Here is a 21,224-nt window from a genome sequence, read left to right as displayed (position 1 = left end):
AAATTTTTTGTGTAACATTTTTTAGGGATTTTTGTTACACAAATGTTTTTGTGTAACAGATTGTTACCATAAGCTATAGCTTTTCAGTTATGTCAAGCAGCTGTCTGAACGAGTAAACTGTCGGCTGCCTGCCTCTTCCTTCTGCCATGATATCTAATATCCCGTTTTCTGTTAGCGCGCGTAATATTCTCTGGGCTGCCATTCGATTACTGCCAGCCACAGGAACAAACTGCGAGGTCTTAAATATCGGTCTTGAAAATATGGCGTCTATTACGTAAACCGCGTGTTTTGAGGGTACGATCTCGGGCACTTTGGATTTCATCTCTTTGTATAACTCAAGAATGGACCACGCTTTACTACTGTTCTCATCCGCCTGTTCCTGAATCGCCTGAAGGAAAAAGGATATCCACCCGTTCCAGTCGTTGTCCCTGGAAATGCCGAGAAGGCGCTCGTAATAAATATCCCTGTTCCGCTCCAGGTAAGCGCTGATATAGAACATCGGGCTGGACAGCATTTTTTTATTGTAGAGTATGAGCGGGACGAGCATACGCCCTATACGGCCGTTCCCATCGCTGAACGGATGGATTAGCTCGAACTGCGCTTTGAGTACCGAGAGCTGGACCAGCGGGTCTTTTTCTTCGCTGTGCAGGTACTGTTCCCAGTTAGAGAGTGCGTCCATCACTCGTGAAGGTGCCGGAGGGACAAAGATAGCCTTCTCTATGGGGCTACCGGGTCTTCCAATGTAGTTCTGTATACGCCGAATCTCCCCAGGCCACCGGTTATTACCCCTTACGTCGGATAGTAAAATACGATGCAAGTCCCTGATCATATCGATCGAGAGCGGGTGATCTTTTAGTTCGTTAACCGCATGCCCCATGGCTTTCCGGTAGTTGAGAACCTCGTGGATATCCTGCTCCCTTTCAGCTTTGAACGGCTCTTTTATATCCGCCTCGTATTGCAGGACATCCTCCAGTGATACCTGCGTACCCTCGATTTTGGACGAGAGCACCGCTTCTCTGGTGGTCAGCGGAGAAAGAAGTACCTTCGGGTTAACGATGCCCTGCAGAATCCCGTCATACCTGGCCAGCGCTGCGTTTGCCTTACCGATCAGGGTGACGTGAGATGCCCAGTCGATGTCGTCTAAGGGTAATATTCGGGGCTCATACGGCTTCATGGGTAGTCCTGGATACGATATCGTTAAATAGACATATACAAGGTCGTATTCTGGTAAATCAACTTTTCTCTATTCTTCCGGCGACTCTTTCAGGTACGTGATCGTTTGCGCAAACGTTGATGTCCCGGCCTCACGTTTATCCTTACATGGCGCTCCGGATAGACGATCGCATCCTGGCTGTACTACTGGGTATCGTCTTCAGCGTCGTGAACGCTTTCGTCTACATGTACCTGGCCTTGAAGCTCGGCATGGCCACCGGCCTGGATATCCTGCTGCTCTTCTTCGCATTCTTCGTCTTCGCGGCCGCCAGGAGTGCCAGGCCCCGGGCATTCCTGTATATGGTGGCAGTCATGGCCATGGCCATCGCTGCGGTCCTGGCCTATACGGACAGCCTCGGCTCGATCATCATGGCGGGTGAGACGCTGCCCGTTCCGGGCTTTGCGATGGCCGCCATCATCAGCATGTCCCTTATCCTCGGCATGCTCGCCTCTTCATATTTTACCGGCTACTTCATGAAAAGCGGCTTCCCCTGGCCCGGCCCAAAGGTGAGCGTGTCGATCATCGGCCTTCTATCCGCGGAGAAAAAGGGGCCTGAGTTCAAGGCATCAGCTGTGCGGATGGGTCTGGCGGGCGTCACAGGCGGCGCAGTATCGGGGCTGCGGGGCCTCCGCGCCATTCCCGAAACCCTCGGCCATGCCGTCGCCGGCTTCAGCCTCTCCCCGTTTCTGGCAGGCATCGGCATGATCGTAGGCCTCCGGGGCAGCATGCAGATCGCCCTCGGCGCTGTCGGTTCCCTGCTCGTCCTGTACCTCGCCGAGGGCGGCGCTGCCGACTACATCGCTCACATGCGCAGCCCGTGGATCTTTTCCACCGCCGTATCCATGATGGTGATCACTGCAGGCCTTTCCCTCTTCATGGTGCTGAAGCCGCTGCTGGTATCCGCCTGGCACCGGGCCCTTCATCCGCATCCGAGAGGGCAGGGCAGCCCGGAAAGCGGGGGCGATTCACGCAACCGGATGTCCAGGCTCGCCTATGGCGCTCTCCTGCTGGCAGCAACAGTCATCGCCGCAGCGCTGCTGTACACTTTCATCGGCGTTCCGGTGTGGCTGTTCGTCCTGTGCATTCCCGTGGCAGTGCTGCTCATGGTTATAGAAACCCGGGGCCGGGCAGAGATGGCCATGAGCGTCGGCATCGCCGCTTTCGTGGTGATCCTGCTGGTGGGGCTCGCGTTTCAGGATATCGTGGCCCTGCTCCTCTTCCAGGGCTTCGTCCTGGCGACGACCTTAGGCTTCGCCTCTACCCTTTCCCTGCACAAGGTGGCCGACGTCTTCAAAATCGATCAGGCCGGCCTGCGCTACATGCTGGTCATAGGCGCCTTCATCGGCGGCCTCCTCTGCGTCCCGTGCATCAGCCTGATCAACAGCATGTATGGCATAGGCACGGAAGCCCTGCCGGCACCGTACAGCGTCATGTGGCTGGAAATGGCCCGGTCGGCAGTGACCAAAGTCCTGTCACCCTCCATCAACCTGTACTTCGTGCTGCTCGGCGCCGTCATGGCGCTGATATTGTATAAACTAAAAATATCGGCGATCAGCGTCGCACTAGGGCTGCTGCTCCCCGTATCAGCCACGGCCGCCATCCTCGTCGGCGGCATTATAAGATGGGGGGCGGAGAAAAAGGGCTGGCTCAAGGACGATGCCGGCATCATCGCCTCCGGGCTGGTTGCAGGAGACATCCTCGTCGGGCTGCTGTTCGCGGTGACAACACTGCTTTAACTTTAGGTCAAACCATCGCAGCATGGTGATTTATTTAGTTACCACAGAGGCACAGAGGCACAGAGACGCACAGAGAACTGTTTTACCACAGAGGCACAGAGGTACACAGAGACGCACAGAGATCTACCTATTAGGTGATCGCTATCCAGTTATCTGCCGAAAAATCTCTGTGTTTCTCTGTGTCTCTGTGGTAAACCAGCCACTCTGTGAGCCTCTGTGTTTCTCTGTGTCTCTGTGGTGAACCGTTTCTCTGTGCTCTCTGTGGTGAATGTTCGAGGTTTCTCTGCAGAAAAAAAGTTATTTTTCCACCATGACGTTAACATCCTCGTCGAACACGACGGTGGAGAAGTGGAACTCCAGCGCCACCTCGCCTGACGGGTCTGGCTGTGGAAGCCCTTTGTCGGCGCCTGCTGGCTGCATGACGGCGGCGAGGTAGGTGTGGTGGTACAGTTTTCTCTCCAGTATGACGACTTCGCCGATGACGTTGCAATGGCCGCCCAGGCTGCGCATGGCGCTTTCTTTGAGGCTGACGAAGGACAGGTCCCAGCCTTTAGTGTGGACGGCGGAGGTTTCGAACTCGCCTTCAAATCTGGGCGTCAGCAGCCCGACGTCGGCGCCCATGGCTGCCAGATAAGCCTCGATCTCGTACGCCGGCTGGTAGGCTCGAACGGCTTCGAGGCGGAGGTCGGCGATCTCGTGCTCGCTGGCCGGGTTGTCCACGTTCAACGTCAGATACCTCTCCCGGATGCCTTTCAGAGTCTCTTCCAGCCGGGCGTATTCAGCTTTGAGCATGCCGGTGATCATGGCGATCGCCACGTCCCTGGGATGCTTTGCGGAGACGGTTTCGAGATGGAGCTTCAGGTCATCGGACGGTGACAGGCCTTCGGTCATAATAGAAGTGATTGACCGGGTGGTACAAGAACTTTTTTATTAAAAAAGAGGCCGCCGGTAACGGCGGCGATAGCTGGTCTTACAGGAACATCAGCAGCAGTGTGCCGTACTGGATCACGATGTAGATGATCGTCGGCACGAGGACTACGATGGCTGCAGACTTGAAGCTCAGCTTCTGGCAGTGCTTGAGGGCGAAGATGCCGATGATGCACGACCAGATCAGGCCCAGCAGGAAGACGATCTGGCTGGCGAGCACGAAGATGTTGGCGCTGAACTCGGCTGCTGCTTCCACGCTGGCCATCGGGTTAGTATCGCTGAGCTCCACGATGATGTACGGGGCCTGGGTAATCAGTATAGCCGAGATGATCACGGCAAAGATCTTGATCAGCTCGGAGTATCCGATGCCCGTCAGAAGCGAGGTGAACTTGCCTTCTCCGCCGAATGCCATGGCCAGCAGGAATAGTACTGCGGTCGAGATGAGCCACCCGACCAGGGGCATGACCAGTCCCATGATGATGGTGCTGATCATGGTGATCTGCTCCAGCCCCGGCATGTCCGACGCGTACGAGACGTGTGAGTTGTACAGGTACATGTAGACTGCCGTAATGATGGCGTACAGGCCTACGATGACCAGCGCCTCCTCCCACTTCGGCTCCTTGCATACGTCTGCCATCGTCTTGTCCGGGTTAGTGATAGTCCCGATAACTCTCTCTATAAAATTCATCCTTTAACCTCTTTTATGTCTTTGATAAACATGAGCGGGTACCCGTCTTTGAACTGGATGCCGACGCTCGCCTCGTATTCGTGGTACTTGATCACGGCGTCGACTTTCAGCATGGGCCCCTTCAGCTCAGTGTACCCGAACGAGCTGAGGTTATCCTTGATCATCTGTCTGTCGATCGAGACGGAGATCGATTTCACGAACGGCTGCACGGAGATGCTCTCTGCGATCGCCTTCTCCAGCGAGTCTGCGGTCTTCAGGCTGACGGGCGACCCCACGAACTGGTGGTAGAGCGCGCCGAGCTTGATGCCAGCCTCAAAGGCTGCGTTATCTCTCGGTGTCACGGACATGCAACTTCACCCATACTGACGGTATGTACCTATTATGCATATGTAATATAAAACTATGGCCGATCGTTATTAGTGACTATATGCCGACCGACCATATATCTCGACCGACATTACGCGTCCGTTTCGTCATCAAAGATGAACAGCTCGTCGATCTTCGCGTTCAGCACTTTCGCCACGTCGTGCGCCAGCTTGAGGGATGGGTTGTACTTGCCTTTCTCCAGGAAGACGATGGTCTCCCGGCGGACGCCGACCTTCTGGGCCAGGTCCTCCTGGGTCATGTCATACTTAGCCCGGTACTCCTTGATGCGCGTCCTCATGGCGTATCTCCTACGTCTTTCTCATATTCACGTCCAGCTTTTCAGGCTTGCGGCTCAAGCCCCAGAGCAAGCCTGCCACTGCAGCCAGGGCGAGGGCAGAATACGCCGATTGCCCGAGGATGACGAACCCCAAAATGCAGGAGGAAATCATTCGATGTCCCCCTTCCGGCCGAACCACACGTGAGTGACCATCATCGAGGTCGTCATGATGAAGACCACCGTCGCCAGCAGCTTCGGCGCCTCGAACGGGCGGCCGCTCATGCCACATCCCCCTTTCTCTGGAAGTACAGGTACCATACCCCGAAGAACAGGAGCATCGTAAACAACGTCATGCATAGCGTCCGCATCACCGTATACCGGGGCAGGTGCCCGAAGAGCTCCATCAGGATATTTATGATGGCGAAGACCAGCATCGTCAGCCACGAGTTGGCCATTGAGTGGGTGATGATCTTCATCATCCGCTCATCCGGGCAGCCCCGGCAGTTCATGTACTGGTACAGTGCATAGGTGATCAGCGCCACTCCCACGATGGCAGGTACTGCCAGCAGCGGGTACTGCACGTCGAAGACGAAGAGCGCCGCGAGCGCCGCTATCAGCACGACGTATCCCGTGATCAGGCTATATTTCTCCCATTCGGTCATTCGATATCCCCTCTCGTCCTGTAATACGCGTTGAAGGCCACCATGGTGCCCAGAAGCGTCAGCAGTATCAGACCCAGTGCCTGATTTGAATCCGCTTTGACTACTCCGTAGTAGTTCAGCAGGAACAGGGCCGAGGTGACGACCACAGCGGAGAACCACGACCACGAGGCCGCATAAGCGCTGAGCTTTGCCGTGCGCTCGTCCCCTCCACGCCTTTTTCCGAGAGCCCCGGCGGCGCCCGCCAGCGCCATGATCAGGCCGGCGACGACTCCTGAGATGGCCCACTGCTGACTTCCCTCGCCGGCAAGCGCCCAGGCTGCGATACCCATTGCGGCGACGGCCAGGCCGAGGGCCAGAAATAATACGCTGGCCATCCTGTTTTTCTTATTTTCTGCCATAATTCTCACTCCGTGACTCCTTTCCAGTTCATGTACCCACAGGCGCAGACCATCGAAATTGCCATGACCACGATGATGCCTGCCATAGTCACAGCTCAAGCTGCCTGCCTGTCCTTGCCGGGCTGTTCAAAGTTTTTGATCTGGCTCATCTGACTACACCTTGAGTTATGAATTTATCACATTATGTTATCAAATTCTAACATTTAGTTAGATGATTATAACATGTGGTAGATAAAGCTTGCGCTACATGGTATGGACGATGGTACCGGGGATTTTATATGTCTCTTAATACGATATACTGTAATTTGTTACAATATATCGAAATGCATTTCGATGTATTAATAGGAGTTATAAATGTTAGAAGTCTTCGATAAGTACGTAGACTGGAAAATTCTCTGTAGATTTTTGGCCAGTCCACGTAATGAGTTCTATGCCAGCCAGCTGGCAAAGCAGCTTCACATTAGTCCATCCAGTTCGAATGCGGCCGTAAAACGCTTCGCGGAAAAAGGGTTTCTTGTCGTCGAGGAAAAGGGGTTTGCTACACTCTATCGCCTAAATACGGCAAACGAGGTCGTAAAATCTTTGAAAAGGGCATATGGCATCGACTTTGTACTATCCTCGAAGCCGGAGGAAATCATCCTGCAAGGTGATCCCAATGTCCTGTCTATCGCTCTCTATGGAAGCTATGCAAGCGGCTTATTCGATGAAGGGAGCGATATTGACTTTCTCGTGGTCACGCCATCGGACAAAGAAGTTTACGTGAATACTTTCAGAAAACTTGAACAGACGTTTGATAAGGAGGTGAACTTTACTATCTTCAAGCTATCCGAATGGCGTACACTCGCCGGGAAAAAGGATGTGTTTTACACCAATGTTGTATCAAATCACATATTGCTGTATGGGGCGGGACTCAAGTGAGGACACTGGACGATTGCTATAAAAAGGGCTTAAAATTAATCGACAGCGATGCGGTAAGCGCCAGGAATTGTCTGATCAGCGCTGCCAGCCATCTCGACGATGCGGAGGCTAGCTTTAACATCAAGCGTTATCGGCTTACGCTGACTTCTAGCTATGAAGCAATGTTCCACGCGGCCAAGGCGTTGCTATTCATGGATGGCGTTAAAGAGCACAGTCATATCTGTGTTCCAGTTTACTTGAGGGAAGCTCACCCGGATCTTGAAGAGTATGCGAATACGCTTGATGCATACAGGCTTTTTCGTGAAAAGGCCACCTACGGCTTCGGCGTCAATGTCAGTGGGATCGAGGCTAAAGCAGCGCTGGAAAATGCGAAGCTTATCATCGAGAAGATTCAGGCTCTAATTTAGCTGATTTTTGATATTCAAGTAATAAGTATAAAAGAAGATTGGGGGAGCAATATGCTCCCGGCTTACAACTTCACGTACTTTGCGTCGTACAGCTCTGCTTCGCTGATCATCTGCTTCAGCGTGGCAGCCGGGACCTCGTCGTCCACGGTCAGGATCATGACGGCGTCGCCTCTGACGGCGTCCCTGCCGACGACCATGCCGGAGATGTTGATGTTCAGCTTGCCGAGGATCATGCCGACCTTGCCGATGACGCCGGGCCTGTCCTGGTGCCGTGTGACGATCATGGTGCCGCTGGGGACCGCGTCGACGCGGTAGCCCTGTATCTCGACGATCCGGGCGTCGCTCTTGCCGAAGATGGTGCCGCTGACCCTGGTCTCGCCCTTGTCCGTCTTTAACGTTAAGGTGATCAGGTTGGTGTAGTCGCCGGTCTCGGCCAGCTTCGTTTCCGCCACGTTGATGCTGCGGTCTTTGGCGATGTGCTTGGCGTTGACGTAGTTGACGGGCTCGCCGAGCTTTACGTCGAGCAGGCCTTTCAGCACAGCTACGGTGACGAGGGTGACGTCTTTCTGGGCGATCTCCCCGTTGTAGCTGACGATGGCTTCCTTGATCTGTCCGTCAGTGATCTGGGCGGCGAACTTGCCCAGCTGTTCAGCCAGGGGCAGGAAGGGCTTGACCTTCTCCATGACCTCGGGCTTCATGATGGGTATGTTGATGGCGGTGGTGACCGGCAGGCCCTTGAACGCGTTGAGGACCTGTTCTGCGATGGTGATCGCTACGTTGATCTGGGCCTCTGCAGTCGAGGCACCCAGGTGGGGGGTGACGATGATGTTGGGCTGCTCCAGCAGCGGGCTGCCTACGGGGGGCTCCTTCTCGAACACGTCGAGGGCCGCTCCCGCAACCTTGCCCGACTTGATGGCCTCTAACAGGGCCGCCTCGTCGATGATGCCGCCTCTGGCGCAGTTGATGATCCTGACGCCCTTCTTCATCTTCTCGAACTGGGCGGTGGAGACCATGTGTTTCGTGCTCGGGGTGAGCGGGGTGTGGACGGTGATGAAGTCGGCCTTCTCGTAGATTTCGTCCAGCGTGGTCAGCCTGGCGCCGATCTGCTGGGCCCGCTCTGCGGTCGTGAACGGGTCGTAAGCCAGCACTTCCATGCCGAAGCTCCTCGCCCTCTTCGTGATTTCCCCGCCGATGCGGCCGAGGCCGATGATGCCGAGGGTCTTGTTCATCACTTCGACGCCCATGAACTTGCTGCGCTCCCACTTGCCGCTCTTCAGCGAGGCGTTTGCCTGCGGGATGTTGCGCGACATGGCCAGCATCATGGAAAGCGTGTGCTCGCATGCCGCGATGGTGTTGCCCTCCGGGGCGTTGGCGACGATGATGCCCTTCTCGGTGGCTGCCGGGACGTCGACGTTGTCGATGCCCACGCCTGCCCGGCCGATGATCTTGAGGTTCTTGCCCGCAGCGATGACCTCTTTGGTAACCTGGGTTTCGCTGCGGATGATGAGCGCGTTATAATCCTTGATCTTCTCTATGAGCTGCTCTTTGGTGAGCCTGGTCTCGATGTCGACCTGCACACCGGGCTCAGACTTGAGGATCTTGATGCCTTCTTCTGAAATAGGGTCTGTAACGAGGACTTTCATGACCATTACCCCTGTGTAGAGTTTAATGCACGCTGCATGCTCATAAGTCTTTGGTAAAAGGCCAGGGCTGATAAAATATATATCTTGAGCGCCGCGAGTACTAGTTTGAGGAATATGGAAACGAGCTATAATAATGGCCAGGCCTGTATCACGGTCGAGAAAGGCCACTCGGCGGTACAGAACCTCTGCGCACTGCTCCTCGCCTTTGCGATCGACTTCGCGGACCTGGTGCCCGACGACCTGCTCTTCGCCACCGGTCTTCTGCCCGTAGCAGTAGGCACAAGCGCGGCCATCAGCGTGGTAGAAGCGGCTTACCTGAACCACCTCGGCGTCCCTATCGTCAACCTGCTGGTCATGAGCGGCACAGACATGCTCCCGTTTGTCGACGTCATCCCGTGGTGTACGCTCGCCGTGCTGGACCGGCGGTTCGGGGTGAAGATCCCGTACGTGACCAGGCTCTTCAACTACTATCCATAGTACGTGGACTGCCGATCGATCGGCAGCCGTCGATGAAAATGGTCCGGCCAGCGTGGCTGGCAGATCTCTGCAGGCGCAAGACGCGTCTGCCATCTACTTTTTCCAGACGGCAACTGTCGTAATTTTTCCATATGTGACGTAATACGTCACATAACCGTTATATAAGTAGAAAGCCCTTATACGCATGAGAACAGTAATGTTACACGTCGTGTAACATGGGTGTTTTATGTATACTCCTGAGTGGATTCTGAACATGGCTAACCAGGTGGCGGGGGACATCGTCAACTCGCCCGGGCGTGGCAGGCTCATTCAGGACTACCGGTGTAAGATGCACCTCACGCAGGACGAGCTGAGCCTGATCATGAGGCTCCGCCGGGAAACGATCTCCCGGATCGAGAACGGCAAAGTCACTCCTACGCTGGCCTTCATTCACGTGTTCTCGGGTGTTATGGCCTTAATGGAGGCGGTGAAGACTTTCAGGTCCCAGGGCAAGGGTATAGAGTACCCGTATTTCAGCCGCATCGGCGCTGAGCTGGGCGTGCCCCAGGACAGGATTATGTCGATCATCGACCTCGCGATCCAGAGTTTCGACGAAAAACGGAGGAAAGCGATTTGCAACCTTTCTTAAAACTCATCATACAGTCCGTAAGCGGGCGGAGCCCCCGGGCTTGTGTGAAAGTTTTAAGAAAGATCATCTCGCTGGAAGTGTGATGTTTTCATGGCAGGAAAGGAAAAGTTAGTTGTTTGGCTCAACGAAGTTCGCAATACTGACATCCCCATCGTAGGTGGCAAGGGCGCCAGCCTCGGCGAGATGACCAACGCACAGCTGCCGGTTCCCCCCGGCTTCGTGGTCACCGCGCAGGCGTTCCGGAAGTTCATCGTCGAAGCCGGCATCGTGGACAGGCTCTTCAAAGGCATAGACGTCAACGTCGACGACCAGAAGGAGCTGATGAAGGCTGAAAAGTTCGCCAAGGACCTGATCAACAGCCAGCCTATGCCTGCGTCGATCGCTAAGGAAATCACCGCAGCCTATGAGACCCTGTGCAAGCGTGAGGGTGGAGAGCAGTACGTCGCCGCCAGGTCGAGCGCGACTGCCGAAGACCTGCCGGATGCCAGCTTCGCAGGCCAGCAGGAGACCTTCCTCAACGTCAAGGGCAAGGCCGACCTGCTCAAGGCTGTCCAGCACTGCTGGGCTTCGCTGTACGGCGCCAGAGCCATCTATTACCGGGTGAAGCAGAAGTTCCCCCACGAGCAGGTGAACATTGCCGTGGTCGTCCAGAAGATGGTCGACGCGGACTCTGCAGGCGTCATGTTTACCCACCACCCCACCACCGGGGAAGACGTGCAGATCATCGAAGCGGCCTGGGGCCTGGGCGAGTCGGTCGTATCCGGCGCCGTGTCCCCCGACAACTATGAAGTCAAGAACGACAGGATCGTCAAGAAGAAGATCGCCACCAAGCAGATCAAGATCATCCGCGACCCTAAAACCCGTAAGACCGTGAAGCTGGACGTGGAAGAAGGGAAGAAGAACGCCCAGGTGCTTGCCGATGACCAGATCCTCAGGCTCGCCAGGCTGGGCAACATCGTGGAAGAGCACTACGGCAAGCCCCAGGACATCGAGTGGGCTTTCCAGAAGGGCGAATTGTACCTCCTGCAGTCCAGGCCGATCACCACTATCCAGAAACGCGAGGCTAAGGGCGGCAAGGTGCTGGGCGAGATCATCCTCGAAGGGCTGGGCGCCTCCCCGGGCATTGCCAGCGGCAAGGTCAAGATCGTCGACAGCATGGACGCTCTTGACAAAGTTTTAGACGGCGACATCCTGGTCACCAAGATGACCACTCCGGACATGGTGCCTGCCATGAAGCGCTCCGCCGCCATCATCACCGACGAGGGTGGCATGACCTGCCACGCGGCCATCGTGTCCCGCGAGCTCGGCACCCCGGCGGTAGTCGGCACCAAGGAAGCGACGAGGATGCTCGAGGACGGCTCGACGGTCACCGTGGACGGCGAGAAAGGCCACGTGTATATGGGCGCTGTCAAGACGGAGGCCGCCGCAGAGAAGGCCGAGCACGCCGAGGCCGCTCCCCGGATCGCCGTCACCAAGCCTATCACAGCCACCGAGGTCAAGGTCAACGTCTCCATCCCGGAAGCCGCAGGCAGGGCTAAGGAGACCCAGGCCGACGGCGTGGGCTTACTCAGGATAGAGCACATGATCCTCGGGCTGAATACGCATCCGCAGGTATACATCAATACCGGCCGGTCCCAGGAGTACGTAGACGAGTTAGTCAAGGGCATAAGGACCGTCGCAGACGCCTTCTACCCGAAGCCCGTCTGGGTCAGGACTCTGGACGCGCCGACCGACGAGTTCAAGGCCATGAAGGGCGGCGAGAACGAGCCGTTCGAGCACAACCCGATGCTCGGCATGAGGGGCATTCGCCGCGACCTCAAGGAAGTCGAGCACTTCAAGCTGGAGATGGCCGCCTTCAAGAAGCTGTTCGAGATGGGCTACGACAACATCGGCATCATGATCCCCCTCGTCCAGCACCCGTCTGAACTGCGCAGGGCCAAGGAGATCATGACCGAGTGCGGCATCGACCTCGAGAAAGTCGACGTCGGCATCATGGTGGAGATCCCCGCATCGGCCCTCATCATCGATGAGTTTATTAAGGAGGGCATCGATTTCGTATCGTTCGGCACCAACGATCTCACCCAGTATACGCTGGCGGTCGACCGGAACAACGAACTGGTCGCCGACCTCTACAACGAGCTGCACCCCGCGGTGCTCAAGCTCATCGAGTACGTGATCGGAGAGTGCAACAAGGCAGGCGTCAAGACTTCGATCTGCGGCCAGGCAGGCAGCAGGCCGGAAGTGGCGAGAAGGCTCGTCGCGATGGGGATAACCAGCATCTCGGCCAACATCGACGCGGTGGAGTCGGTCAGAGAGATGGTGGCCAGGACCGAGCACGCCTTGATCCTTGAGGCGGCCAGAAAAAAGCTGTGATGTGACATGCGGGAAAGGGGATTGGGTGAAGAGGAGATATTCGCCGAGCTCTGCGAAGCGAGAAGCCGGGACGTGCCCTACGGGCGCGTCCTCAGCTCCATGTGCACCAACCCCCATCCCATTGCCGTAAAAGCGCATCAGGAATTCGTCAACACCAACCTGGGCGACCCGAAACTCTTCCCGGGCACAGCGGATATCGAGCATCGGTGTATCGGGCTGATCGGCGATCTTCTGCACTTGCCTGCTGCCACCGGCTACATTTCTACAGGCGGCACCGAGAGCAACATCCAGGCGCTGCGAACCGCCATCCAGATGAAGCACACGGACCGGCGCAGGGCCAACATTGTGGTCCCCGAGTCCGCCCACTACTCTTTTGAAAAGGCGTCCCAGATGCTCGGCATCGCCATCCGCAGGGCTCCCCTGGACGATCTGCTGAGGGCGGACCCGTCGGAGATGGCGGCGCTCATCGACAAAAACACCATCGCCCTCGTCGCAGTGGCAGGCACCACCGAGTTCGGGCAGATCGACCCGATCGAGGAGATCGGGAGGTTGGCGCAGGAACACGATCTATACCTCCACGTGGACGCGGCGTTCGGCGGGTTCGTCATCCCCTTCATGGATCGTCCCGCGAAGTTCGACTTTGAGATACCGGGAGTCCAGTCGATCACGATAGATCCGCACAAGATGGGCCTCAGCACCATTCCTTCGGGCGGCCTGCTCTACCGCAGCGAAAGCCTGATGAAGGTGCTAGAAATAAACGCCCAGTACCTGACGAGCATGGTCCAGACCTCCCTGGCCGGCACCCGCAGCGGCGCCTCCGCCGCCTCGGCATACGCAGTCCTGCAGTATCTCGGCAGGGCAGGCTACAGGGAGATTGTCGCCACCTGCATGGAGAACACCCGCATCCTACGGGAGCAACTCGAGGACATGGGCATGGAGCCGATCATCGAGCCTGTGCTGAACATAGTTACTGCGAGGGCTAAGGATCCGGTAGGCCTGCGGAAAAAGCTCGCGGAGAAAAACTGGTACGTCTCCACGACCGTACATCCGTGCGCGCTGCGCATGGTCGTCATGCCCCACGTAACCGCAGACGTCATCGAGGCGTTCACGGCGGATTTGAAAAAGGTAATATAAGCCGATCGTGGCTCATTTCACCTGCCGGCTCTTTTAAGTTTAGAAAAAAAGCCTATATAACATGGGCGATAACCTACTTTCAGGTGGGTGTGAAAGATAGCTATAGATTATATAATCGATCAGCCCTGCCCGGCAAAGGAAGCGCTGACACAGGAGGGCATGATCGGCCTGATCAAGCAGCAGGCACGGGGTCAGGCGGTGCTCGACTTGCTGCTGAAGGAGGGTAAGACCAGAGAAGAAGCCCTCGATACCGTCATCAACCTCCAGATCCTGACCCCCGACGGAGTGGAAACCCAGGGCTATAAGGTATCTGAGCTTTTTGAAGAGGCCAGGGTGCTCGACGCTTACCAGGCCCACTGCGACCAGTGCCTCGCCGGTAGGGGAGAGCCGTTCGGCTGCCTGAAGACCATCCACTACCCGATATCCGGAAAAGCCGAAGAGTGGCTGGCAGAAATCTCCCGAAAAGCCCTGGAGAAGGGGATGCCGAACTCCGAGGCCCTACAGTATATCCCCGACAACGGCGTCACCGGAGAGCAGTTCAAGCTCATGAGGGCCGACAGCGGCGGGGCATACATGGAACTGAAAAAGCCTCTCAAAGTGACCCTGTCCAGGGGCATCATAAGCAGAAAGACGGTCGACACCGACCAGATCCTGCACATGATCCTCGGCTTCCCGAAGGTTCAGAACCCCCACCAGATGATCATGCTCCTGTTCCTCGCGGACGCCCTCCAGGTCACCGACACACAGCCCCCCGAAGGCTCCTGCGAAATGGCGGTCCGCTGCGCAGACGAAAACGGAAAAGAATCATGGCGGTCGTTCAACTTACCGGCAAGCCCCTCGGACGACCACTCGGTCAGAGAGCTCAAAGAGTTCTTCCGCACCGTGTTCGTCGCTTATGTGTTAGACCGCGAGATAATGGTGGACCTGTGACCAGAGAATCACCATGTAGTCGGGTCCGTATATCACTCTCAGCAACTCACATGCGGCGGTTTATTATAAGGGAAGCGCGTAGAGTATCCTTGAATTGCCGCAGGCATCCGGTTTGGAGCGAGCGGCTGTCTTAATACTGAAAAAACTCAACCATCAGGTGGGGCGCATATCCATGTTAAAAATTCTGAAAGAGTCGCTGAAGACGGCACCGATTGTAAAGCGAGGCACTTACAACTATTTTATTCATCCCATTTCTGACGGCGTGCCGGTCGTGAAGCCCGAGCTGCTGCGGGATGTCATCGCCTGCATCGTCAAGAATGCCGATTTAGACGTCGACAAGATAGTCACCATCGAGGCTATGGGCCTGCCCATCGGCGCCTCGCTGTCGCAGATCACCGACATCCCGTTCATCATCATCCGCAAGAGGAAGTACGAGCTGCCGGGCGAGATCGCCGTCCACCAGGCGACCGGGTACTCCAAGGGCGAATTGTACCTGAACGGCATCTGCAAGGGCGACCGGGTGCTCATCGTCGACGACGTGATCAGCACAGGCGGCACCCTCGCGGCCGTGATCAAGGCGCTGGAAATGGCTGGCGCAGAGATCAAGGACATAGTAGTAGTCATCCAGCGTGGCAACGGCAAGAAGATCATCGAGGACATGGGCTACAACGTCCAGACGCTGGTCACCATCGATGTCGACGAGAATGGGGTACAGGTTCTCGGATGCATCGACGACGAGTGCAAGTAGCTGCTCCAGGATTACGGAAATGGTGGCACTGCCCGGTGCTATCGAACTTTTTTAAAATTGCCCGTTGTCTCTTTGGACTCAGCCGGCAACTTAACATCGTTAACTATTTATAATCCGGTATGATAACAATTGTTAATAAACGCCGTGATACTATGAAGCCACCCTGTGAACTAATTGTCTGGTACGTGATCCCGACCATCCGGGCGGAGCTTTCCAAAGAGCTGGTCAAGATGGGCATGTCCCAGAAAGACGTTTCGGAGCGCCTGGGCATCACTCAGTCAGCCGTCTCCCAGTACATCAAGGACAAGCGCGGAAAAGGCATACCGATCAATAAAGATATTCGCAGGGGCATCAAGAACCTGGCTAAAGAGATCATGAACGAGAAGTCCCCCAGGGACGTCATCCCGGGCATCTGCATGATCTGCGGCATCGTCAAGGCCAGCGGCTCGCTGTGCGACCTGCATCGCCAGGAAGACACTGAGCTCGAAGGCTGTAATGTCTGCTTCGAAGGCAGCAAGGTCTATAAGCTCGACTAACTTTTTCTATCATTTTTTGCCTCAATCCCAATCTATATGTTATCCCCCGCCTATTAACAATTGTTAAGACACGCAGAAGTGGCAGAGTGGCTATGCAACTGGCTGCAGACCAGTGAAAGAGAGTTCGATTCTCTCCTTCTGCTCTTAACATTACCTAAAATCGCCGGGTACTGTTTACAGGGCCCGGTTCTCAAAATAAAGGCAGAATTGGCAGAGAGGCTATGCAACCGACTGCAGATCGGTTTAGGGGAGTTCGATTCTCTCATTCTGCTCTCAGGGTTTTTTATGTCCTCGACTATCCTCGAAGCGAAGCGTATCCGTCTCCAGGAGATCCTCCGGGACATGGGCTCGGTCCTCGTCGCATTTTCCGGCGGGGTCGACTCTACCTTTCTCCTCAGGTGTGCGGTGGATACCCTGGGCCCTGATCAGGTCGTGGCTGTGACGGCGACCTCCTCGACGCTGCCCCCGGAGGAGCGGGGTTATGCCGTAGAGCTGGCCGGCCTCATCGGCGCCAGGCATGTCCTGATCCATGCCGACGAGCTGGGCAGCCCTGATTTTGCCGCCAATCCTCCAAACCGCTGCTACTACTGTAAGCAGGTACGCTACACCGCCCTCAAACAGGTACAGCAGGAACTGGGTATCGAGAGCATCATAGATGGGGCCAACGCTGACGATACCGGCGATTACCGGCCCGGAATGGCCGCGGGCAGAGAGCTCGGTGTCAGAAGCCCGCTGCTGGAAGCAGGGCTCTCGAAAAGCGAGATCAGGGAGCTCTCGAAGCAGGCAGGGCTACCCACCTGGGACCGGCCTTCAGGCGCGTGTCTGGCGAGCCGGTTCCCCTACGGCACCCCGATCACTGAGAATCGTCTGAAGCGGGTCCACGAGGCTGAAAAGCTGCTGCGGGAGCTGGGCTTCCGGCAGTGCCGGGTGCGGTACCACGGGGATGTCGCCCGCATCGAGGTGCCCCCCGAAGACATCGAACGATTGATCGGGCACCGGGAGAAAATCGTGGATCACATTGGCAGGCAGGGCTTTGTATACGTGACCCTGGACCTGCGGGGCTTCCGCAGCGGGAGCCTGAACGAAGTACTGACAAGGTGATTGAGTTTGGATTTTGATACTGTCATTGTTCGCTACGGCGAAATTGCCATCAAGAGCGACCAGATCAGGAGAAAGTACGAAGACCTGTTGATAAAAAATCTCAAAGCGATGATGGGCCAGGATCAGGTAGCCTACGACCGCATCTCTAAGGAACGAGGCCGCATATTCGTCCATACCCGGGACCCGAAAGCACCGGAATCCATCGCCAGAGTGTTCGGAGTTGTCTCATGCAGCCCCGCAGTCTCCGCCCGGCCTGCCATAGGAGATGCCGCAGCCGTGGCTGCAGCTTTCGGCAGGGAGCTCATCAAGGACCACCAGACCTTCGCGATCATCCCGAGGCACTCCGGGGGCAAGAACCAGCCCTTCACCTCGCAGGACATAGGCCGGACCTGCGGCGACGCCGTGTTCGAGGCGGTAAAAGACAGGCACCCGAAGGTGGACTTAAAAAACCCCGACCATGCCATCCACGTGGAGATCAGAGACTCGGGCTCATACGTCTTCACCGAGATCGTCAAAGGCGTCGGGGGCATGCCTCTCGGCAGCCAGGGCAAAATGGTGGCAATGGTCTCTGGTGGCATAGACTCGCCCGTCGCAGCGTGGCTCATGATGAAGCGGGGCTGCGAAATAGTGCCCGTGTTCTTCCACAACGCTCCATACTTCGACGATACTACTATGAACAGGGCCCTGGACACCCTCAGGGAGCTCAGCAAGTGGTGCCCCGGCCACGGGATGACAGCGTACGTCATGCCCCACGGCCCTAACCTGCAGGCGTTTCAGGAAAAGGGCAACCAGAAGTACACCTGCGTGTTCTGCAAGCACCTCATGTACAAAGTGGCCCGGGCCATTGCAGAAAAAGAGGGCGCCCACGGCATCGTCACCGGCTCGTCCATCGGCCAGGTGGCTTCGCAGACATCCAACAATATGCTCGCGGAGATCTACGGCGTCGACTTCCCCATCAACCACCCGCTAATAGGGATGGATAAAGATGAGATCGTCGAGCTGTCCAGAAGGATAGGCCTGTTCGATCTGTCCACAAAAAAAGCGATGGGCTGCAAGGCAGTCCCTAAACACCCGTCCATCCACGGCCATCTCGAAGAAGTGATCAGGATGGAGCGGGAGCAGTTCGATTTCAAAGCACTGGTGCAGTACGAGATGGACAACCTCCAGAGGGTCGAGATCTCAGGCTAAAGGAGAAATACAGCAAAAGTTGCCTGAACAGCAGGCTGATTGCCCGCCAGAAAATAGTTAAAGGTCCAGGATGGGCGTGATATCGCAGCCTGTGCACGGTATGCAGCCAGTCAGCGCCTTTTTCGCGTCAAGCCCATACTTCTCGATGATGCGCCGCTGTTCCGTCGCCAGCTTGAGTAGTCTGGCAGCGCTCACCGGCTCTATCTTGATCTCCCCTGCACGGAGCGGATGTGGATTGGTCTTTCGGAGTATGGGAATGACGCCCTTGATAGCGAGCATCTCCATGCCCTTTATCACAGTGTCGTCTGATTCTCCCATGCCGATCAGGATGTTGGAGAAAACGTGGTTGCGGCCGAAGACCTCTACAGCGTGTTCCAGCGACTTGACGATGTAGTCGAATGACAGGCCCGGGCAGACTTTCTCGAAGATCTCCCTGTCGACCGTCTCGATGTTGTACTTGACCTCCGCGGCTCCGGCCTCTTTCAGCAGCTCCGAAGACTCGTCCGTGGCATAGATGGAGACTCCGATGGGAACGTCTCTGTCACCGAGCTCCTGCCTGATCAGCCTTACAACTCTGGCCACCTTACGGGCCTCCTCTGCGGGAGTCTTCCAGACGCCCGAAGTGATCGATATCGCCGAGAGCTCGGGGCTCCTCAGCCCGTCCCTGACAATCTGCCGGATTTCCTCGTCAGACTTGACCTTGCCCTGCAGCTTTGGCACAGGACAGAACTTGCAGTCGAACACGCAGCGCTCGCTCACTGTGATGTAGACCTGTTTCGGACAGTGGCAGATCGGCTGCTCGAGGCGTCCCCGGGCGAACTCTTTGCCCTCCGCGGAAATGACGACGATGCCGTCGTCGATAGTAGCGCTGAACCTCGAGGCCTGGCGGACGCCCAGCCTTACCCTGTGCCCGTCGATGTTCACGAAGATCGATTCCAGCCCTGCTCCGGGGCCCGCAGTTGCTTTACTTTTATAAGGGGCGAACGAGGAGTCGACGGTTACGCCGCCGGTCTCGATCAGCTCAGCTTTCTTCCTGACGCTGGATTCCATGCTCTGTCACTCTCCTGATAAATGTCTTGAAGTTGACTCTCTTGAGCACGCGGACGCTGCCTATGCCTGCCTTGTCCACGGCAAACCTGTAGCTGCCTGATTCTCTATAGAATATGTCTCTGGTCATATGCGGCTGTCAGCTCACCAGAGGCTTTGCCAGCCAGCTATTTATTTGTGAATATTGCGGCAATCTTTACTCGCTCAGCGTGGAAACCATAGATCATGCCATATTTGGCCTGAATCCTCAGCTTGATATTCCTGACAGTCCATCAGGTAAGTGATGAATTCCGAACTTCAAAACCAGAGAAGGGATGGCTTTTGCCACCCCGGGTACAGCCGCTGAACTCTCCGGGAGCCTCCTGCCGGGAAAACGTCGCACGGTCCAGGCCACGCTGGCAGCCGGGTACATGCCCTGGAGCACTCCCCCGCTTCCATACGATGAGAACGAGCTGCGCCGCTTCCTCCGAGGGGGGCTGGCTGCAAAATGATCGCTGGTAGCGTATATGCAGCCGGATCTGTTGTCGTGTACTATGGTCGGCGGCAGGCACTGCCCTATTGTTGACCAGGCACCCGCCTCTCACTTTTTTATCTGCTTTTACGAGCAGGCATTACCCGGGGGCGTTTTGCCTATAACCGCATGCTACGCCCAGAAATTTGCCTCCATCGAAAGACTTAACTATTGTTAAGTCTATTTAGGTGTGGTGAAACATACCATGAGGGATCGTTTTTGCCATCACTGGCAGTAACTCAGAAATCTCCGTATCGCCTAAGATCGAGCGTCTCCCGCCGTCGGCGAAGCTGGTCATCAAAGTGCTCGAGACCGGCACTCCTCTGACGCAGAAGGAGATCATCGAGCGGTCTTATCTTCCGCCGAGGACCGTGCGCTACGCGCTGAACCGCCTGCGCACCGAAAACGTGATTGTCGAGCGGTTCTGCTTCAAGGACGCCAGGCAGAGCCTCTACGGGCTCAACCCGGGGGTGTCTGGCGGGTAAGGAAATCACCCGCTTGGACATTGTTTTAACTCTATAGCACCGCCTTTTAGATCGCCTCCTCCCGGGCGATCTCACTCCTTCTGCTGCCGGGCTGACCGCAACTTGCCCGGCCGGCACCAGCCATCTGCTTTCTCAGTCTTATTAATTCCAACCGCAAGGCTTTTTATCCTGAGGGAAAGCCCGTCGCCAGGCTCATACAAGTATATTAACTTCAATATCGTTGCACCCAGGCGGTTGAAGTCTGGCACTGGCAACGGTTCCGGGAGTACGGCTTCGGCGAAAAGCTGGGAGCCGAACTGTACGCGGAGACGGATCCGCAAGAAATTTCCTCGTTCGTCACCTGGCTGATAAAAGAAAAATGCTCCAGACTATTCGATTTGTAATACCTGGTCCCCCGGCTTAATCTCGCCAGCCTGGCTGCCAGCACGTGCGTGGCGCCCGGTAAATCTGTATCCGGTTTTGCCGCATCAGATAGCTATAAAAAGGACCAGGGTATTATAACAATTGTTAAGTAAAGCAGAAGTGGCAGAGTGGCTATGCAACTGGCTGCAGACCAGTGAAAGAGAGTTCGATTCTCTCCTTCTGCTCTCCGGTATTCATACAATGATATATCTGCGCAAACCCTATTCAGAGACGGTTTGACCTTCTTCTCGTGCGACGATTCCTCTCCTATAATAACCTGCCATATAACTCTCGATATTACTGCAATGCATAATTTTACCATGATCGTATGCTTTATATAGCATGAATGCCATTAAACAATTGTTAATATGCCTGTGGTGCTACTGACGGCAGCGTTAGCAGGCAGACAGCGATTGTGTGGGCTGTAAG

25 protein-coding genes are annotated in these 21,224 nt (G+C 56.0%); 14 read left to right on the top strand and 11 right to left on the bottom strand.

The features are described from left to right. Positions 1–73 precede the first annotated feature (73 nt). Entirely contained in the window at positions 74–1,174 is a 1,101-nt protein-coding gene (locus tag RCI_RS07315) for a Fic family protein (RefSeq protein ID WP_012035776.1), read from the bottom strand. Between the two features lie 146 nt (positions 1,175–1,320). Between RCI_RS07315 and RCI_RS07310 the strand changes: the two genes are divergently transcribed. Next, positions 1,321–2,949, top strand: coding sequence for an OPT/YSL family transporter (locus tag RCI_RS07310; protein WP_231844968.1), 1,629 nt, complete (start codon positions 1,321–1,323; stop codon positions 2,947–2,949). A 297-nt stretch (positions 2,950–3,246) separates the two neighbouring features. Here the strand turns inward: RCI_RS07310 and RCI_RS07305 are convergent, their stop codons facing one another. The 7 genes from RCI_RS07305 to RCI_RS07280 form a co-directional block, all read right to left on the bottom strand. Beyond that, positions 3,247–3,840 (bottom strand): hypothetical protein, encoded by a 594-nt coding sequence (locus RCI_RS07305; RefSeq protein WP_012035774.1) that lies wholly within the window; start codon positions 3,838–3,840, stop codon positions 3,247–3,249. Between the two features lie 79 nt (positions 3,841–3,919). Continuing rightward, complete coding sequence (locus RCI_RS07300; RefSeq protein WP_012035773.1) at positions 3,920–4,564, bottom strand: Yip1 family protein; 645 nt, start codon at positions 4,562–4,564, stop codon at positions 3,920–3,922. Further along, positions 4,561–4,911 carry a dihydroneopterin aldolase family protein gene (locus RCI_RS07295; protein WP_012035772.1) on the bottom strand — a complete coding sequence of 117 codons (351 nt, stop codon included), beginning with the start codon at positions 4,909–4,911 and terminating at the stop codon, positions 4,561–4,563. Before RCI_RS07295 ends, RCI_RS07300 begins: the two co-directional genes overlap by 4 nt. Before the next feature lie 110 nt (positions 4,912–5,021). Next, positions 5,022–5,228: a helix-turn-helix transcriptional regulator gene (locus RCI_RS07290; protein ID WP_012035771.1), complete on the bottom strand. Its 207-nt coding sequence runs from the start codon at positions 5,226–5,228 to the stop codon at positions 5,022–5,024. 10 nt (positions 5,229–5,238) lie between these two features. Continuing rightward, positions 5,239–5,379, bottom strand: a complete 141-nt coding sequence (locus tag RCI_RS16975; RefSeq protein WP_158308886.1) for a hypothetical protein — start codon at positions 5,377–5,379, stop codon at positions 5,239–5,241. 106 nt (positions 5,380–5,485) lie between these two features. Further along, on the bottom strand, positions 5,486–5,869 hold the full coding sequence (locus RCI_RS07285; RefSeq protein ID WP_012035770.1) for a hypothetical protein: 384 nt from the start codon (positions 5,867–5,869) through the stop codon (positions 5,486–5,488). After that, entirely contained in the window at positions 5,866–6,267 is a 402-nt protein-coding gene (locus tag RCI_RS07280) for a hypothetical protein (RefSeq protein ID WP_048198227.1), read from the bottom strand. The genes RCI_RS07285 and RCI_RS07280 overlap by 4 nt, the downstream gene beginning before the upstream one ends. A gap of 354 nt (positions 6,268–6,621) precedes the next feature. On the opposite strand from RCI_RS07280, the gene RCI_RS07275 reads away from it, so the two are divergent. Next, complete coding sequence (locus RCI_RS07275) at positions 6,622–7,185, top strand: nucleotidyltransferase domain-containing protein (RefSeq protein ID WP_012035768.1); 564 nt, start codon at positions 6,622–6,624, stop codon at positions 7,183–7,185. After that, the gene (locus tag RCI_RS07270; RefSeq protein ID WP_012035767.1) at positions 7,182–7,592 is read left to right on the top strand and encodes a HEPN domain-containing protein; all 411 of its coding nucleotides are present in this window, start codon (positions 7,182–7,184) and stop codon (positions 7,590–7,592) included. Before RCI_RS07275 ends, RCI_RS07270 begins: the two co-directional genes overlap by 4 nt. A 62-nt stretch (positions 7,593–7,654) precedes the next feature. On the opposite strand, the gene serA is transcribed toward RCI_RS07270, so the two are convergent. After that, entirely contained in the window at positions 7,655–9,235 is a 1,581-nt protein-coding gene (gene serA / locus RCI_RS07265) for a phosphoglycerate dehydrogenase (protein WP_012035766.1), read from the bottom strand. 114 nt (positions 9,236–9,349) lie between these two features. Between serA and RCI_RS07260 the strand changes: the two genes are divergently transcribed. From RCI_RS07260 to thiI, 9 genes are all read left to right on the top strand, one after another. Then, positions 9,350–9,712 carry a hypothetical protein gene (locus RCI_RS07260; protein ID WP_148266558.1) on the top strand — a complete coding sequence of 121 codons (363 nt, stop codon included), beginning with the start codon at positions 9,350–9,352 and terminating at the stop codon, positions 9,710–9,712. Between the two features lie 253 nt (positions 9,713–9,965). Beyond that, positions 9,966–10,340 (top strand): helix-turn-helix transcriptional regulator, encoded by a 375-nt coding sequence (locus tag RCI_RS07255; RefSeq protein WP_231844967.1) that lies wholly within the window; start codon positions 9,966–9,968, stop codon positions 10,338–10,340. A 90-nt stretch (positions 10,341–10,430) separates the two neighbouring features. After that, on the top strand, positions 10,431–12,713 hold the full coding sequence (gene ppsA, locus RCI_RS07250; protein WP_012035763.1) for a phosphoenolpyruvate synthase: 2,283 nt from the start codon (positions 10,431–10,433) through the stop codon (positions 12,711–12,713). Between the two features lie 6 nt (positions 12,714–12,719). Next, positions 12,720–13,847, top strand: a complete 1,128-nt coding sequence (mfnA, locus tag RCI_RS07245; RefSeq protein ID WP_012035762.1) for a tyrosine decarboxylase MfnA — start codon at positions 12,720–12,722, stop codon at positions 13,845–13,847. Between the two features lie 159 nt (positions 13,848–14,006). Next, a complete protein-coding gene (locus RCI_RS07240) occupies positions 14,007–14,777 on the top strand; it encodes a hypothetical protein (protein WP_012035761.1) in 771 nt (256 codons plus the stop codon). Between the two features lie 172 nt (positions 14,778–14,949). Then, the gene (gene hpt / locus RCI_RS07235; protein ID WP_012035760.1) at positions 14,950–15,525 is read left to right on the top strand and encodes a hypoxanthine/guanine phosphoribosyltransferase; all 576 of its coding nucleotides are present in this window, start codon (positions 14,950–14,952) and stop codon (positions 15,523–15,525) included. 152 nt (positions 15,526–15,677) lie between these two features. Further along, positions 15,678–16,061: a transcriptional regulator gene (locus tag RCI_RS07230; protein WP_012035759.1), complete on the top strand. Its 384-nt coding sequence runs from the start codon at positions 15,678–15,680 to the stop codon at positions 16,059–16,061. 285 nt (positions 16,062–16,346) lie between these two features. Continuing rightward, positions 16,347–17,162: an ATP-dependent sacrificial sulfur transferase LarE gene (gene larE, locus RCI_RS07225; RefSeq protein WP_012035758.1), complete on the top strand. Its 816-nt coding sequence runs from the start codon at positions 16,347–16,349 to the stop codon at positions 17,160–17,162. A 6-nt stretch (positions 17,163–17,168) separates the two neighbouring features. Further along, a complete protein-coding gene (gene thiI, locus RCI_RS07220) occupies positions 17,169–18,350 on the top strand; it encodes a tRNA uracil 4-sulfurtransferase ThiI (protein WP_012035757.1) in 1,182 nt (393 codons plus the stop codon). A gap of 57 nt (positions 18,351–18,407) precedes the next feature. Here thiI and RCI_RS07215 read toward each other — a convergent pair whose 3' ends face one another. Both RCI_RS07215 and RCI_RS16970 read right to left on the bottom strand, forming a co-directional pair. After that, on the bottom strand, positions 18,408–19,400 hold the full coding sequence (locus RCI_RS07215) for a radical SAM protein (protein WP_012035756.1): 993 nt from the start codon (positions 19,398–19,400) through the stop codon (positions 18,408–18,410). Further along, positions 19,372–19,527 carry a hypothetical protein gene (locus RCI_RS16970; RefSeq protein ID WP_158308885.1) on the bottom strand — a complete coding sequence of 52 codons (156 nt, stop codon included), beginning with the start codon at positions 19,525–19,527 and terminating at the stop codon, positions 19,372–19,374. The genes RCI_RS07215 and RCI_RS16970 overlap by 29 nt, the downstream gene beginning before the upstream one ends. 184 nt (positions 19,528–19,711) lie before the next feature. Between RCI_RS16970 and RCI_RS16965 the strand changes: the two genes are divergently transcribed. Next, positions 19,712–19,888 (top strand): hypothetical protein, encoded by a 177-nt coding sequence (locus tag RCI_RS16965; protein WP_158308884.1) that lies wholly within the window; start codon positions 19,712–19,714, stop codon positions 19,886–19,888. 232 nt (positions 19,889–20,120) lie between these two features. Then, positions 20,121–20,393 (top strand): MarR family transcriptional regulator, encoded by a 273-nt coding sequence (locus RCI_RS07210; protein WP_048198225.1) that lies wholly within the window; start codon positions 20,121–20,123, stop codon positions 20,391–20,393. Positions 20,394–21,224: the final 831 nt, after the last annotated feature.

Origin of the sequence: Methanocella arvoryzae MRE50, assembly GCF_000063445.1 — an archaeon.
Classification (GTDB): Archaea; Halobacteriota; Methanocellia; order Methanocellales; family Methanocellaceae; genus Methanocella_A; species Methanocella_A arvoryzae.
Note: the sequence above shows the minus strand (reverse complement) of the source record. Positions and strands in the feature narration are given on the sequence as shown.

What these genes read in the sequence shown, in the direction of transcription:
- hpt (WP_012035760.1), top strand. Translation starts at nt 14,950, where the DNA reads ATGTTAAAAATTCTGAAAGAGTCGCTGAAGACGGCACCGATTGTAAAG.
- RCI_RS07285 (WP_012035770.1), bottom strand. Translation starts at nt 5,869, where the DNA reads ATGACCGAATGGGAGAAATATAGCCTGATCACGGGATACGTCGTGCTG.
- RCI_RS07300 (WP_012035773.1), bottom strand. Translation starts at nt 4,564, where the DNA reads ATGAATTTTATAGAGAGAGTTATCGGGACTATCACTAACCCGGACAAG.
- RCI_RS07230 (WP_012035759.1), top strand. Translation starts at nt 15,678, where the DNA reads ATGAAGCCACCCTGTGAACTAATTGTCTGGTACGTGATCCCGACCATC.
- RCI_RS07255 (WP_231844967.1), top strand. Translation starts at nt 9,966, where the DNA reads ATGGCTAACCAGGTGGCGGGGGACATCGTCAACTCGCCCGGGCGTGGC.
- RCI_RS07290 (WP_012035771.1), bottom strand. Translation starts at nt 5,228, where the DNA reads ATGAGGACGCGCATCAAGGAGTACCGGGCTAAGTATGACATGACCCAG.
- RCI_RS07305 (WP_012035774.1), bottom strand. Translation starts at nt 3,840, where the DNA reads ATGACCGAAGGCCTGTCACCGTCCGATGACCTGAAGCTCCATCTCGAA.
- RCI_RS16970 (WP_158308885.1), bottom strand. Translation starts at nt 19,527, where the DNA reads ATGACCAGAGACATATTCTATAGAGAATCAGGCAGCTACAGGTTTGCC.
- RCI_RS07310 (WP_231844968.1), top strand. Translation starts at nt 1,321, where the DNA reads ATGGCGCTCCGGATAGACGATCGCATCCTGGCTGTACTACTGGGTATC.
- RCI_RS16965 (WP_158308884.1), top strand. Translation starts at nt 19,712, where the DNA reads ATGGCTTTTGCCACCCCGGGTACAGCCGCTGAACTCTCCGGGAGCCTC.
- RCI_RS07240 (WP_012035761.1), top strand. Translation starts at nt 14,007, where the DNA reads ATGATCGGCCTGATCAAGCAGCAGGCACGGGGTCAGGCGGTGCTCGAC.
- RCI_RS07275 (WP_012035768.1), top strand. Translation starts at nt 6,622, where the DNA reads ATGTTAGAAGTCTTCGATAAGTACGTAGACTGGAAAATTCTCTGTAGA.
- RCI_RS07260 (WP_148266558.1), top strand. Translation starts at nt 9,350, where the DNA reads ATGGAAACGAGCTATAATAATGGCCAGGCCTGTATCACGGTCGAGAAA.
- RCI_RS07315 (WP_012035776.1), bottom strand. Translation starts at nt 1,174, where the DNA reads ATGAAGCCGTATGAGCCCCGAATATTACCCTTAGACGACATCGACTGG.
- ppsA (WP_012035763.1), top strand. Translation starts at nt 10,431, where the DNA reads ATGGCAGGAAAGGAAAAGTTAGTTGTTTGGCTCAACGAAGTTCGCAAT.
- serA (WP_012035766.1), bottom strand. Translation starts at nt 9,235, where the DNA reads ATGAAAGTCCTCGTTACAGACCCTATTTCAGAAGAAGGCATCAAGATC.
- larE (WP_012035758.1), top strand. Translation starts at nt 16,347, where the DNA reads ATGTCCTCGACTATCCTCGAAGCGAAGCGTATCCGTCTCCAGGAGATC.
- mfnA (WP_012035762.1), top strand. Translation starts at nt 12,720, where the DNA reads ATGCGGGAAAGGGGATTGGGTGAAGAGGAGATATTCGCCGAGCTCTGC.
- RCI_RS16975 (WP_158308886.1), bottom strand. Translation starts at nt 5,379, where the DNA reads ATGATTTCCTCCTGCATTTTGGGGTTCGTCATCCTCGGGCAATCGGCG.
- RCI_RS07295 (WP_012035772.1), bottom strand. Translation starts at nt 4,911, where the DNA reads ATGTCCGTGACACCGAGAGATAACGCAGCCTTTGAGGCTGGCATCAAG.
- RCI_RS07215 (WP_012035756.1), bottom strand. Translation starts at nt 19,400, where the DNA reads ATGGAATCCAGCGTCAGGAAGAAAGCTGAGCTGATCGAGACCGGCGGC.
- RCI_RS07280 (WP_048198227.1), bottom strand. Translation starts at nt 6,267, where the DNA reads ATGGCAGAAAATAAGAAAAACAGGATGGCCAGCGTATTATTTCTGGCC.